This window comes from Cellulomonas sp. PhB150, assembly GCF_003755175.1.
Taxonomy (GTDB): domain Bacteria; phylum Actinomycetota; class Actinomycetes; order Actinomycetales; family Cellulomonadaceae; genus Cellulomonas.
The window spans coordinates 1,588,458-1,601,793 of record NZ_RKHX01000001.1 but is presented as its reverse complement, the minus strand read 5'-3'; the positions used below and the strand labels follow the sequence as shown (position 1 = coordinate 1,601,793).

Here is a 13,336-nt window from a genome sequence, read left to right as displayed (position 1 = left end):
GTGGCGTGCCGCCCGACGAGGGCCGGGCGGCGCGCCCCTGGGTCAGACCCCGGTCACGGGATCAGGTTGAAGCTCGCGTCCAGGACGCCGCCCGCCCACGGCTTGTACAGGTCGAAGCCGCGCGGGTTGCACTGCAGTCCGCCGTTGATGCAGTGCTCGGTCAGGGCCTTGAGCACCGGCGCGTCCCAGCCGTTGAAGAAGTCGTAGTGGAACGAGTAGCTGCGGCCGCTCGAGAACGCCACGTTCGACAGGTTGCCGTCGACCGGCCACGAGAGCTTGAACTCGATCATCGGCACGGGCACCGGGTGGCTCGTCGGGCACTCGCCGTTGACCGGGTACGCCATGTGGGTCTTGTGGTTGGCCGAGTCGAGGTTGACGCCGTCCCAGCAGCTGGGGGCCTGGTAGCGGATGTTGAGCTTGGAGCCCGCGGGGCAGGCGGCCGCCGGGATGTCCCAGCTGCGCGTCGTGTCACCGCACTCGAACCCCTCGACCGTGCCCGGGGCGTTCTTGAACTCGTCCTGCGTCGCGAGCATGTTCCCGACGACGAAGCGCAGGCCGGCCGGGAACGGCTGGACCTTCTTGTAGTCGAGGATCCCCGACTTGTAGTAGATGGTCTGCTCGTCGGTCGACACCACCTGCGTGCCGTTGCGGAGCAGCGTCGGGAACCAGTACGCCGAGCGGTCCTGGGGGACCGTGCAGCTCGTCGTCGTCCCCGCGGCGACCAGCGACGCGGCCGTGGTCTGGGCGTTGGTGGTGCGGTTGCCCATGAACGTGTGGCTGTGCGACGCGCCCGCCTGGCCCGGGAAGACGATCGGGTCGTCCGGCAGGGTGTGGGTCGGCACGCAGTTCGCCTGGAACTCGTGGTGCGTGACCGACGTGTCGGCTCCCGGGGGAGGTGACGGGAGGGGCTTGGGCGTCGTGGCCGGGGGCGTGGTGCCGCCGGTGCCGAACACCTGGAACTCCCACAGCGAGTAGCCGTAGCCGGTGCCGCGGGCGGTGAGGTTGAGCCGGACGTAGCGGCCCGTGCCGGGCGCGCTCACCGTCTGGTTGCCGCCCGTGCCGTTGGTCACCGTGGCGACCGTCGTCCACGTCGTGCCGTTGGTGGAGGTCTGGACCTGGAACGCCTTGCCGTAGGCCGCCTCCCAGCTGAGCTTCACGTTGTCGATCGTCGCCGTGGAGCCCAGGTCGACCTGGAGCCACTGCGCGTCGGCGAACGTGCTGCTCCAGCGCGTGCCGGTGTTCCCGTCGACGGCCTTCGCGCCGACCATGTCCGGGCTCTCGGCCGTCGAGGCGCTCGCGGCCTTGCCCTGCGAGATGTTGACCGGCGCCGCGGTCGCTGTGGTGGCGAGCGTCGCGACGACGCCCGACGCGACGAGCGCGGTGGCCAGCCCGACGGCCAGCCACGCTCGGGTGGAGGCCGCTCGGGTGCGGCCTCGTCGCCGCACGGTGGGGGTGCTCATGTCGGATGACTCCTTCAGTGCTCAGGGTCTGCACGCGCGGCTCACGGGCCGCGGGTGCGTGTGCTGCCCGCTGCGTTCAGCGCAGGCGGGTGCGCGGCGCGGGCGCGGCGGGTCGCCGGCTCGTCCGTGCGGGGCTGAGGAGCGGCCCTCGTCGGGCCGGGACCGGGGAGGGAGTGCCTCCGAGGTGTGGCTGCGCGCGCCCGCGCTGCTGCGCGGGGTGCGATGCCGTCGTGCGGGCTGCTGGTGGTGGTGACCCTCGCTGCGAGGGTCGGTCCGGGCGGGGCCGCAGCCCACAGCCCCGCCCGGACCGGTCAGTCACGCATGAGCGCGGCTCACGCGTCGATCTCTCGTGCGCGGCTCCGCCAGGCTGTGCTCTCTCAGGCGTAGACCCCGAGCTCGTACAGCGAGTAGCCGTACGCCGTCCCTCGAGTCACGCCCTGGATGCGCACGTAGCGCGCGTTGCCGTTGACCCCGACGGTGTCGACGTTGCCGTCGCCGTTGGTGATCGTCGACAACGTGGTCCAGGTGGTGCCGTCGTCGGACTGCTGGATGAGGTAGCCCTTGGCGAACGCCGACTCCCAGACGAGCTGGACGTTGCTGAAGGTCCGCTTCGAGCCGAGGTCGACCTGGATCCACTCGTTGTCGGACCAGCTGCTCGACCAGCGGCTGGCGAAGTCGCCGTCGACGGCCTGGCCCGGCGTGAAGTTGCCGTTGTAGGGGTCGAACGACGAGGCCGTCGCCGTCTTGCCCTTCGCGACGTTGGTGCCGGCCACGGCGGGCGGGACCACGCGGAAGGACCGCGTCTCGACGCCCACGTTGCCCTTGCCGTCCTCGGCGAACACGTAGGCCTTCCACACGCCGAGGGTCTGCGGGGCGGTGAACGTGAACGTGCTGCCGCTGCGCGTGAACGGCACCTCCTGGAGGCCGCCCGACTTGTTGATGTAGTTGCTGTTGACGAACACGTGGTACGTGATCGCGTCCCCGTCGGGGTCGGTCGCCGAGGCGTTGACCGAGACGTTCGCGCCGGCCACGACGCCCGTCTGGCTGGCGATCGTCATGCCGCTGAACTTCGGCGGCGTGTTGTGGCCCGTGGCGGCCGTGCCGCCGTAGGCCTTGGCCACCGCGTAGTAGCTCAGGCGCTTGTTGTTGCCCGGCTTGATGTTGAACCAGATGCCGCCGAAGTCCCCCTCGTTGCCGTAGTGGAACAGGGTGGCGCCGAGCGCGACGCCCGGGTGTGCGCCGATGCAGTTCCACGCCTTGGTGTAGCCGTCGGCGTTCTGCTGGTCGGTGCCCTGGTCGGGGACGCCGTTGACGTCGTTCGGGACCTCCCACTCGCCGGCCGGACCGCCCTCGGTGATCAGGTACGGCTTGGTGTACCCGCCGTTGATCCAGGTCTGCTTGGCGTCGCAGATGGCGCCGTAGCTGTTCAGGCCGTAGAGGTCCAGGTCGGGGGCGTTGGCCTTGAGGTACGGCCACGCGCCGGTCCACGCGTCGGTCGAGGTGACCGGGTGGTTCGGGTCGATCTGGTGGATGCGCTTGGCGGCGTCGTTGACGAACGTCGCGTAGGCCGCCCGCTGCGTCTCGAGCTCGGCGCCCGAGTAGCAGTTCCCGAGGCCGAGCAGGGACTCGTTGCCGACGTCCCACATGAGCACGCCGGGGTTGTCCTTGTACGCCGTGACCCAGGTGACGATGTCGTTCATCGAGTTGGCCTTGTATGTCGCGTCGGTGACGTAGTTCGGGCAGCCGCCCGAGCCGGGACCGCCACCGGGGGCCAGCCAGAAGCCGGCGACCACGCGGATGCCCGCGGTCGCGGCGGCGTCGAAGAGGGCCTTCGAGCCCGCGTCGGTGCCCCACGTGCGGATCGTGTTGACGCCGAGCTCCTTGAAGTTGGCGACGTTCGCGGGGAACTCCGAGATCGCCGGGCCCCAGGTCATGCCCTTGGTGACCCACTTCTTGCCGTTGACCGCCAGGGTCCAGCTGCCTTGCGAGCCGATGAGGCGCACCTTGCCGTCGGCCGGGCCGACGACGTCGCCGTGGCCGGTGAGGCCGCCGTTGCCGCCGCCCGTGCCGGGGTCGGTGGTGCCGCCGCCGGTCGTGCGGACCGCGACCTCCCAGAGCGAGAAGCCGTAGCCCGTGGCGCGGGTCTGCAGGTTGAGGCGCAGGTAGCGACCCGTGCCGGACGCGGCGACGGTCTGGTTGCCGCCGGTGCCGTTGGTCACCGTGGCCGCCGTCGTCCACGTGGTGCCGTTGTCGGAGAGCTGCACCTGGAACGCCTTGCCGTAGGCGCCCTCCCAGCTCAGCGCCACCTCGCACACGTTCTGCGGGGAGCCGAGGTCGACCTGGAGCCACTGGTTGTCCGCGAAGGAGCTGGCCCAGCGGGTGTCGGCCTTGCCATCGACGGCGTAGGGAGCGGCGGTGCCGGCGCCCTCGGACGACGACGCCGTGGCCGTCCTGCCCTGCGCGACGTTCGTCGTGCCGCACGTGCCCGTACCGCCGCCTCCGGTGCCCCCGCCGCCCGTGCCGGCCGTGCCGAACACCTGGAACTCCCACAGCGAGTAGCCGTAGCCGGTCGCGCGGGCGGTGCCCTGCAGGCGGACGTAGCGGCCCGTGCCCGTGACGGTGAGCGACTCGTTGCCGCCCGTCCCGTTCGTCTTGGTCGCGACCGTGGTCCACGTGGTCCCGTTGTCGGACGTCTGGATCTGGTAGCCCTTGCCGTACGCGGACTCCCAGCGCAGGTCGACGCGCTCGATCGACGCGCTCGCGCCGAGGTCGACCTGGATCCACTGGTTGTCGGTGGCCTGGCTGGCCCAGCGCGTGCCGTTGTCGCCGTCGACCGCGTACCTGGCGCCCAGGTAGTCGGCGCTCTCGGTGGTCGACGCCGTCGCGGTCTTGCCCTGCGAGAGCAGGACGGGAGCCGCCTGCGCGGACGCGGCGGGCAGCGTGAGGCCCGCGATGGCGAGCACGCCGGTCGCGACGAGCGCCGCGAGGCGCTTGCCGCGGGCGGTGCCCGAGGGGTGGTGCGTGGTCATGGGTGTCTCCTCGTGAGCGGCCCAGCGACGGGGGAGCGACCGCGGACCGACGTCGATGTCGGTCGCAGGGCGGGGGTTCGTCGTCGAGCCGGTGCCTGTCGATGCCGTGTGGTGCTGGGTGTTTCCGAACCGATCAGCAAATCTGGGAGAGCGCTCTACCGCCGCTGCAGAAGATCGGGCTGGTCTGCAGGCGAGGTGGTGGACCGGGGTGGTGGTCCTGAATGACGCTCCCGACGGGGAAGGTATACCGGGATTTCACCCGCTTCCGCCCGATCCGTCAAGCCGGGACGGAGGGTCGTTCTCCCGGATCTCTCCCGAATCTCTCCCGAATCGGCTGTGAAGGAGGCCGATCTGGCCCGTTCAGCGGGAGAGCGTTTGCCCCGCTGCTAGGATCCCCGCATGGGACAGGACCGGCCCGGCGCAGCCCCGCCCGCCGACGATGCGCCGGGCACAGCCACGCTCGCTCTCGCGGCAGCGCCGGTGCGCCCGGCGGCGACGCCCGGCGGCCCGGCGGTGACCGCCCGCGGTGGCGAGCTCGTCGAGCGCGCCGGCGGAGCCCCGACGCTCGAGGACGTGGCTCGGGTCGCCGGCGTCTCGCGGGCGACCGTCTCGCGCGTCGTCAACGGCAAGCGCCGCGTCGCGCCGCACATCCAGGACGTGGTGCGCGAGGCGATCGCGACGGTCGGCTACGTACCCAACCTCGCGGCGCGATCGCTGGTCACGCGGCGCACGGGTGCCGTCGTCGTCGTGGTGTCCGGCGCCGAGGAGGCGGCCGCGGACGGCCGCGTCAGCGTCGACTTCGCCGACCCGTTCTTCGGCCGCGTCGTCGGCGGCATGCTGCGCGCGCTGCGCCCCCGCGACGTCGACCCGATCCTCATGCTCGCCGAGACGGACGTGGACCGGGCTCGCGTGATCTCGGCGTTGAGCAACGGCAACGCCGACGGGGCGCTCCTCGTCTCGACGCACGGGGACGACCCCCTGCCCGGCCTGCTCGTCGAGGCCGGGATGCCCGCGGTGCGGTTCGCGCGGCCCGCCCGCCCGCTGCCCATGAGCTACGTCGACGTGGCCAACCGGGACGGGGCGAGGCTCGCCGCCGCGCACCTCGTCGAGCGGGGTCGGCGCCGCGTCGCGGTCATCTCCGGCCCGCTCGACGTCCCGTCGGCCCAGGACCGCCTGTCGGGCTTCCAGGACGAGATGGCCCGGCACGGGCACGCCTGGATCCCGGTCGCGACCGGCAACTTCACCTACGGCAGCGGCATCACGGCGATGGCCGAGCTGCTCGACCAGGACGCCGAGATCGACGCGGTCTTCGCCTCGAACGACCTCATGGCGCTCGGCGCGATCGAGACGCTGACGACGCGCGGTCGGCGGGTTCCGGAGGACGTCGCGGTGGTCGGCTTCGACGACAGCTCCCTGGGCGCCCACTCGCGGCCCGGGCTGACGAGCGTGCGGCAGCCGATCGAGGAGATGGCGGCCGAGATGGCGCGCATCCTGCTCGACGTGCTGGCCGACCCCGAACGGCGGGTGACCTCGGTGATCTTCGAGCCGACCCTGGTGGTGCGCGGCACGAGCTGAGCTCGTCGTGAGCTGGTCGTAAGCCCTGTCGAGAACGTTGCTCGAACTGTGCGTGAACCGGGCGTCAGACCCGGACCAATCCCCGTGACCTGCAGTGATACTCGCGGGATGCACGCAGAGATCACCGTCCTCGCCGACCGGCTGTCGCAGGCCGTGGGGGACTACCGCGCCACGGCGGCGGCCACGGTCGACCAGCTCGCCCACCCGATCGACGTCGTCGACGCCGGCCTGCCGGTCGCTCGGCTCGAGGTGGTCTTCCGCTCCCCGCATGTCGCGTCGGTGGCGGTGCGCGACGCGCGCGACCCGCACCGGATCGGCCTGGTGACGCGTGCGCGGTTCACCGCGGCGATGACCGGCAGGCTCGGCTTCGGGCGCGCGGTGCACGCTCGTCGTGCGACGTCCGAGCTGACGGACTTCGCGCCCATGGTCGTCGCCCCGTCAGCGCCGGTCTCGGAGGTCGCCGTGCGGGCCATGGAGCGCTACGACGAACGCCGGTACGACGACGTCCTCGTCGCGGGCGAGATGTGGCGGGCGGCGTCGACGGCCGACCTCGTCCGCTCGCTCTCGACCCAGCTGGCGGTACGCTCGCTCCACGACCAGCTGACGGGGCTGGCTCACCGGGCGATGTTCGGCCACGCGCTCGCCCGGCGGTGCGCAGACGCGAGCGTCGCGGGCGCGCGGGTGGTCGTCCTGCTTCTCGACGTGCGGGGCATGGGGCGGGTCAACGGGCAGTACGGGCAGGCGGTCGGGGACATCGTGCTCGCGTCGCTCGCCATGCGTCTGCGCTCGGTGGCGCCCGCGGGGAGCGACCTCGCGCGCGTGGACGGTGACGAGCTCGCGGTGGCCGTCACGCTCCCCGGGGCGGTCGACGACGCGCACGCGCAGTCGCTGGCCGAGGGGCTGCGCGCGCACGTCGTCGAGGCGATGGCCGCCCCCGCGGCCGGCATCGATCCCCGCGCGTGGCCGGCCCTCGACAGCGCGGCGGTCTCGTCGGCAGCGGGCGCTGCGGACCCCGAGGCGCTCGTCGCGCTCGCAGACGCCCGGATGCGGGCGGCCAAGTCCCGCTGAGCACGGGAGCACGGGAGCACGGGAGCACGGGAGCACGGGCGCACGTGCCACGATGGCGCGTGATGAGCGCCGCGACCGAGCCACCGCACACCGGACCGGCGACCGTGCCGACCGCCTCCCCGCTGGAGAGCGTCGACCGGGCGCTGCAGGTCCTCACCCTCCTCGGCGACGCCGGCCCGCGCGGCCTGGTGCTCGCCGAGATCGCCGCGCGCCTGGGCATCCACAAGACGACGGTGCACCGCACGCTGTCGGCGCTGCGGCACCGCGACTACGTGACCCAGCAGCCCGGTGGCGCCTACGCGCTCGGGGCGTCCGCCGTGGCTCTGGGTGAGCAGTACCTGGCGGGCGAGAACCTCGCGGTGCTGCTGCACGCCGCGCTGGTGGCTCTCTGCCGGGACGTCGACGAGCTGGTGCACCTGGGTGTGCTGGCCGGGGACCAGGTCGTGTACCTCGACAAGGTCGAGCCGGAGCGACCCGTGCGCGTCTGGTCGCAGGTGGGGCACCGCAGCTCGGCGGTGCGCACTGCCCTGGGGCGGGCGGTGCTCGCGTTCAGCGGGACCGACCGGGCGACGCTGGCGAGCTACGCGACCGGCGTGGACCTCGAGCACGTCTGGGGCGAGCTCGAGCGGGCGAGGGAGACGGGCCGGGCCGTCGAGGACCAGGAGAACGAGCCCGGCATCGGCTGCGTCGCGGTGCCCGTGCTGCGGGGGCGGGTCCCGGTGGCGGCGGTGAGCGTGACCGTGCCCGTCGAGCGCCTCGGGCCGGGCCGGGTCGAGGAGATCCACGGCCGGATGCTCGCCGTGCTGCCGGCGCTCCTGCCGGACGGACTGGTGCTGCCCGGTCCGGCGGCGTCCTGAGCGCAGCGCTCCCGCGCGCCAGCGCTCCCGCGCACCCGCGCGCTCCCGCGCACCGCGCGCTCCCGCGCACCCGCGCACCCGCACCCCTGTCGCGCCGGGCTCTCCTGTGGCACAATCGTTGCGCCTAGCGGTCGCAACGTTGCGGCTAGCGAAACGATCAGGAGAACTTGCGTGGCAGACACCCTCGCCCAGCTCGCGTCGCACCGGCTCGTGCCCGTCGTCGTCCTCGACGAGGCCGCGCACGCGGACGGGCTCGCCCAGGCTCTGGTGGACGGCGGCCTGCCCGTCGCCGAGGTGACCTTCCGGACCGCCGCGGCCCCCGACGCCATCCGGGCCATCGCCGCCCGTGGCGACGTCCTGGTGGGCGCCGGAACCGTCCTGACCGCCGGCCAGGTCGACCAGGCCGTCGCGGCAGGCGCTCGGTACGTCGTCTCGCCCGGGACCAGCCGTGCGGTCGTCGAGCGCTGTGCCGAGCACGGCATCCCCGTGCTCCCGGGTGCCGTCACCGCCACCGAGGTGCAGGCGGCCCTCGAGCTGGGCGTCACGACCGTCAAGTTCTTCCCCGCCGGCACCTCCGGCGGGGCGAAGGCGATCGCGGCGCTCGGGGCGCCGTTCGTCGGACTGAGCTTCGTGCCCACCGGCGGCATCGGCCCCGGCAACCTCGACGAGTACCTGGCGCTGCCGTCGGTCGCGGCCGTCGGCGGCTCGTGGATGGTGCCGCGTGACCTGGTGCGCGGTGGCGACCTCACGGCCGTGCGTGACCTGGTGCGCGAGGCGGTGGCGCTGGCGACCTCGCTGCGCCCCGACGTGCGCGACCGCTGACCCTGACGACCCCCTGGAGGATGCCGTGCCCGACCTGACGATCCGCCCCGCCGACAACTGCCGCTACGACGTCGTCTCGCTCGGCGAGGTGATGCTGCGGCTGGACCCCGGTGAGGGCCGCATCCGCACCGCCCGTCAGCTCCGCGTCTGGGAGGGGGGCGGCGAGTACAACGTGGCCCGCGGCCTGCGCCGAGCCTTCGGGCAGCGCGCCGCGATCGTCACGGCGCTGGCCGACAACGAGATCGGCCGGCTGCTCGAGGACTGCATCCTGACCGGCGGCGTCGACACGGCCTTCGTGCGGTGGCTGCCCTACGACGGCGTCGGCCGCGCGGTCCGCAACGGGCTCAACTTCACCGAGCGCGGGTTCGGCGTGCGCGGGGCCGTCGGCGTCTCGGACCGGGGGCACACCGCCGCGTCGCAGCTGGGCCCAGACGACGTCGACTGGGACCACCTGTTCGGCGACCTCGGCGTGCGCTGGCTGCACACGGGCGGCATCTTCGCGGCGCTGTCCGAGACGTCGGCCGCGACCGTGCTCGCGGCCGTGCAGGCGGCTCAGCGGCACGGGACGGTCGTCTCCTACGACCTCAACTACCGACCGAGCCTGTGGAAGGCGATCGGCGGCCAGGCCCGCGCGCAGGAGGTCAACCGCGAGATCGCACCGTTCGTCGACGTGATGATCGGCAACGAGGAGGACTTCACGGCCTCGCTCGGGTTCGAGGTGGAGGGCGTCGACGAGCACCTCTCGGACCTCGAGGTGGGGGCGTTCGGCGCGATGATCGACCGGGTCGCGCAGGCGTACCCGAACTTCTCGGTCATCGCCACGACGCTGCGCACGGTGCGCAGCGCCACCATCAACGACTGGGGCGCGCTCGCGTGGTCGCCGACGACCGGGCTCGTGCAGGCCACCCACCGGGAACGGCTGGAGATCCTGGACCGCGTCGGTGGCGGTGACTCGTTCGCGTCGGGCCTCGTGTACGGGCTGCTCGAGGGCGAGCCGCTGGCGACCGCCGTCGAGTACGGCGCCGCGCACGGCGCGCTCGCGATGACGACGCCCGGGGACACGACGATGGTCAGCAAGGCTGAGGTGCTCAAGCTCGCGGGTGGCGGGGGCGCGCGCGTCGACCGGTGAGGGGCTGAGCTCGCCGACGGACGGCCGCCCGCTCCGTCAGCGCGCGAACGGCGCGCCGAGCTCGGTGAACGTGGCACCCTCGCGGGCTGCCCGCTCGCACCAGAGCTCGACGTCCGCGACGACGGGGTGGCTCTCGTCGCCCTCGCCGAACCACTGCACCGCCGCCGGGTCGATCGGCGCCGGCTCGGGCGCGGACCGGACCGCGTCCAGCACGCGCATGAAGGCGCCGGTGTCGGCCACGGGGCACAGCAGGGCGACGGCAGGGTCGGTGCGCGCTGCCAGCAGGTTCGCCAGGAGGTCGGTGCGTCCGCACGGGACGCTCCGGGTGCCCCGGCCCGAGGTGATCTCCAGACGGTCGGTCTCGTAGAAGAGCGTCGCGCTGCCCTCGCTGCCGTGCACCGTGATCCGCGCGGGCGAGCGCTCCGGTGCGCAGAGCGTCACGCCCGCGGCGACGGTGGTGCCGGCCGCGGTGCGGATCACGGCGGCCGACGTGTCGTCGGCCTCGATGCGGTGCGCGTGGAAGAGGTCGACGCGCACGTCGCTCACGTCCGCCGCGGTCCGTGCGCCGGCGAGCAGCAGCGCGGTCGCGACGGCGTGGGCCAGCGGGTTGGTCAGCACGCCGTCGACGACCGCGACGCCGTCCAGCATCCGGTGCCCGGCCCACCGGGCGCGGGCGTAGTACCCGGTGGTCCTGACCCACGTCCCGACGGCCGCCACGTGCGCGACGTCGCCGAGCTCGCCCGACGCCACCAGCCGCGCGACCTCGTCGACCGCCCCCGACCCGAACGTCTGGAATCCGACCTGGCAGGCACGCCCGGTCTCCCGGGCCACCCGGACCAGCTCGTCGTGCTCGGCCAGGGACGCGGTGGTCGGCTTCTCGAGCATCACGTCGCAGCCGGCGCGCATCGCCGCCGACGCCAGCGCGAGGTGGGTGTGGATGGGCGTGGCGAGGACGACGACGTCGGGGGGCTCGTGGGCGAGCAGCGCCTCGAGGTCCGGGAACCACGCCGTGCCCGGCGGGACGTGCTCCAGGCCGTCGACGGGCCGCGGGTCGACGACGGCGGCGAGCCGCGCCCGCCCGGCCGCGGCCAGCTCGAGCACCCGGCGCACGTGCGTGCGGCCGTGACCGTGCACGCCGACGACGGCGACGGACACCGCGGCGGCACTCGGCGGCGGGACGTCGACAGGTGCAGGGGTCACGCCCGGACCTCGCCCGCCAGCTGCCGCACCTCGTCGGCAGCCAGTGCCGCGGCCTCGTCACCGTCCAGCGCGCGGTCGACGACGACGGCAGCGAGCCGCACCGCGAACCGGTCGCCCCGTGCGATCGCGAGCGGCCGGTCCCAGGCCAGGGCGGGCCCCGCGCCGACGTACTCCTGGACGCGGACGAACCACGGCCGGACGTCGTGCGGGTCCTGCACCAGCAGCAGCGTCGTCGTCCCGGTGTCGCGCCGCTGGACGAACGCGACCCACGGCGACGAGCTGCCGTGCACCGCCGACTCGCCGACCAGGCCCTCCCCGAGCACGACCGTCGAGTCCGCGGCGGGCAGTCGCCAGAACAACCCGCCGTAGCCCGCGTTCGGCCGGCCGTTGGTGCCCGGGCTCTCCAGGCGCAGGTCCTGGGTGCTCGCGTGCAGCACGCTGGCCCACCGCAGCGACCAGCCCGTCCCGCCAGCCAGGCGACCGGTGCTGATCCGGCGGTCCTCGACGAGCAGGACGTCGCCGTGCTCGTCACGCCACACCACGTCGTCCACCAGCGTGGAGCCGTCGTCGACGAGGCCGAGGCCGGTGCTCTGCTGGCAGCCGTGGTTGGGCAGCAGGGTCGGCCCCTCGTCGCGCAGGAACGTGCGGCCACCCCAGTAGGACGTCCCGTTGACCACGGGCAACGCCATCGACACCCCGTAGTGGTGGCGGTGGTCCACCGGGCTCGTCTCGGTCAGCGCCGTGCCGGCCGCCGAGTAGACCGGGTGCAGGTGCGGACGCGGCGAGTGCACGGTCGGCATCCGCTCGCCCGACTCGTAGCCGGCCAGCGGGATGCGCGCGTCGCCCGTGCGCCCGTCGAGGTGGGCCACCCCGTCCGCGATCCGCCAGGTGGTCCGGTCGATCTGAGGCACCAGCACTCCCTGCTCGTCGGTCGCGACGCGCAGAGGGCGAGCCGCCGGTGGAACGGGACCCGTGCTGGCTCGGACGGCGAGCACGGGCCGGATGGGTGGGGGCGTCGGGTCCAACCCGCCGTCGCCGTCCACGAGCGTGCGCAGGTGCTGCCACGCCTGCCGGCCGAGCTCGAGCTGCGGCACGGTCGCCGTGGTGAGCGACGGCACGGCGAAACGCGCGAGCTCGATGTCGTCGAACCCCGTGACCGAGATGTCCGCCGGGACGGCGACGCCCAGCTCGTTGAGCCGCGCGAGCAGCCCGAACGCCACGAGGTCGTTGTAGGCGATGACGGCGGTCGCACGGGAGGCGAGGACGTCCGCGGCCGCCTCGTAGCCCGACTCGACCGAGGCGCCGGTCGCGCGCTCGCTGAGACGGACGCTCTCGCGCCGCGCGGCCGCGGCACGCAGGGCCTGCAGCCGCGCCTCGTGGGAGGCGCTCGCCGGCGGTCCCGCCAGGTACAGCAGGTGCCGGTGCCCCAGGCCCAGGAGGTGGTCGACGATGTCCTCGATGCCGCTGCGGTAGTCGATGGTCAGCGTGGGGGTGCGCCCGTCCGGCTCCCGGTTCACGACGACGACGGGGCCGACCTCGGCCAGCAGCATGCGCAGCTCGGCCTCGGGCAGGCGCGACGAGACCAGGACGAGCGCGTCGCAGCGCATCCGGGCGTCGAGCACCACCGCGTGCTCGTCCGTCTCCGACTCGCTCGTGTCGGCGACGAGCACGCGGTAGCCGGCCTCGCCCGCGGCCCCGGCGACCCCCCGCAGCACCTGCTGGAACATCGGGTTGGCGAGGTCCGGGACGACGACGGCCACGGTGTTGGTCCGGCCCAGGGACAGGCTGCGGGCGACGTTGCTCGGGCGGTAGTGCAGCTGCTCGGCCACCTCACGCACCCTCGTGGCGAGGGTGGCGTCGACGGTGTCGCGCCCGTTCATCACCCGTGACACGGTGGCGCGGGACACGCCGGCAGCACGCGCCACCTCGGCGATCGTGGCCACCGGACGGGCCCACATGTTCTGCGTCACTGCAGCCTCCTGCGATGGTCGCCGGGACGTCCGCGTGCTCGCGGCGACGGTGCCGCGGGGCGTCGGGTCCGGCCAGGTCACGAGTGAACATACACGATGGGAAACCGGTTCCCAGGATCCCCGCTTGGTGCTACGTTACCGCCGAGGGAACCGGTTTCCCAGATCTATCGAACACAAAGAGGTGATCGACGATGTCCGTGGTGTCAGAGCTGCGAAGGTCCGCTTC

At 73.4% G+C, this 13,336-nt stretch carries 9 protein-coding genes; 5 read left to right on the top strand and 4 right to left on the bottom strand.

The window, feature by feature from the left end; genetic code table 11:
• Positions 1-53: 53 nt before the first annotated feature.
• The gene (locus tag EDF34_RS07335; RefSeq protein WP_123370562.1) at positions 54-1,460 is read right to left on the bottom strand and encodes a DUF1996 domain-containing protein; all 1,407 of its coding nucleotides are present in this window, start codon (positions 1,458-1,460) and stop codon (positions 54-56) included.
• Positions 1,461-1,837: 377 nt separating this feature from the next.
• Positions 1,838-4,489, bottom strand: a complete 2,652-nt coding sequence (locus EDF34_RS07330; RefSeq protein ID WP_123370561.1) for a discoidin domain-containing protein — start codon at positions 4,487-4,489, stop codon at positions 1,838-1,840.
• Positions 4,490-4,888: 399 nt separating this feature from the next.
• On the opposite strand from EDF34_RS07330, the gene EDF34_RS07325 reads away from it, so the two are divergent.
• The 5 genes from EDF34_RS07325 to EDF34_RS07305 all read left to right on the top strand — a co-directional run bounded on the left by EDF34_RS07325 (position 4,889) and on the right by EDF34_RS07305 (position 9,940).
• Positions 4,889-6,064, top strand: coding sequence for a LacI family DNA-binding transcriptional regulator (locus EDF34_RS07325; protein WP_123370560.1), 1,176 nt, complete (start codon positions 4,889-4,891; stop codon positions 6,062-6,064).
• A 108-nt stretch (positions 6,065-6,172) separates the two neighbouring features.
• Positions 6,173-7,132, top strand: a complete 960-nt coding sequence (locus EDF34_RS07320) for a diguanylate cyclase domain-containing protein (protein WP_123370559.1) — start codon at positions 6,173-6,175, stop codon at positions 7,130-7,132.
• 62 nt (positions 7,133-7,194) lie between these two features.
• Positions 7,195-7,989, top strand: a complete 795-nt coding sequence (locus EDF34_RS07315; RefSeq protein WP_123370558.1) for an IclR family transcriptional regulator — start codon at positions 7,195-7,197, stop codon at positions 7,987-7,989.
• Positions 7,990-8,160: 171 nt separating this feature from the next.
• The gene (eda, locus tag EDF34_RS07310; RefSeq protein ID WP_123370557.1) at positions 8,161-8,811 is read left to right on the top strand and encodes a bifunctional 4-hydroxy-2-oxoglutarate aldolase/2-dehydro-3-deoxy-phosphogluconate aldolase; all 651 of its coding nucleotides are present in this window, start codon (positions 8,161-8,163) and stop codon (positions 8,809-8,811) included.
• 25 nt (positions 8,812-8,836) lie between these two features.
• The gene (locus EDF34_RS07305) at positions 8,837-9,940 is read left to right on the top strand and encodes a sugar kinase (protein WP_123370556.1); all 1,104 of its coding nucleotides are present in this window, start codon (positions 8,837-8,839) and stop codon (positions 9,938-9,940) included.
• A 36-nt stretch (positions 9,941-9,976) separates the two neighbouring features.
• Here EDF34_RS07305 and EDF34_RS07300 read toward each other — a convergent pair whose 3' ends face one another.
• Together EDF34_RS07300 and EDF34_RS07295 are read right to left on the bottom strand one after the other, a co-directional pair.
• The gene (locus EDF34_RS07300; RefSeq protein ID WP_233575223.1) at positions 9,977-11,140 is read right to left on the bottom strand and encodes a Gfo/Idh/MocA family protein; all 1,164 of its coding nucleotides are present in this window, start codon (positions 11,138-11,140) and stop codon (positions 9,977-9,979) included.
• The gene (locus EDF34_RS07295; protein ID WP_123370554.1) at positions 11,137-13,110 is read right to left on the bottom strand and encodes a DUF6807 family protein; all 1,974 of its coding nucleotides are present in this window, start codon (positions 13,108-13,110) and stop codon (positions 11,137-11,139) included. The genes EDF34_RS07300 and EDF34_RS07295 overlap by 4 nt, the downstream gene beginning before the upstream one ends.
• Between the last annotated feature and the right edge of the window lie 226 nt (positions 13,111-13,336).

Excerpts from the sequence above, each read along its gene's own strand:
- EDF34_RS07315 (WP_123370558.1), top strand. The coding sequence starts at position 7,195 with ATGAGCGCCGCGACCGAGCCACCGCACACCGGACCGGCGACCGTGCCG.
- EDF34_RS07320 (WP_123370559.1), top strand. The coding sequence starts at position 6,173 with ATGCACGCAGAGATCACCGTCCTCGCCGACCGGCTGTCGCAGGCCGTG.
- EDF34_RS07325 (WP_123370560.1), top strand. The coding sequence starts at position 4,889 with ATGGGACAGGACCGGCCCGGCGCAGCCCCGCCCGCCGACGATGCGCCG.
- EDF34_RS07330 (WP_123370561.1), bottom strand. The coding sequence starts at position 4,489 with ATGACCACGCACCACCCCTCGGGCACCGCCCGCGGCAAGCGCCTCGCG.
- EDF34_RS07335 (WP_123370562.1), bottom strand. The coding sequence starts at position 1,460 with ATGAGCACCCCCACCGTGCGGCGACGAGGCCGCACCCGAGCGGCCTCC.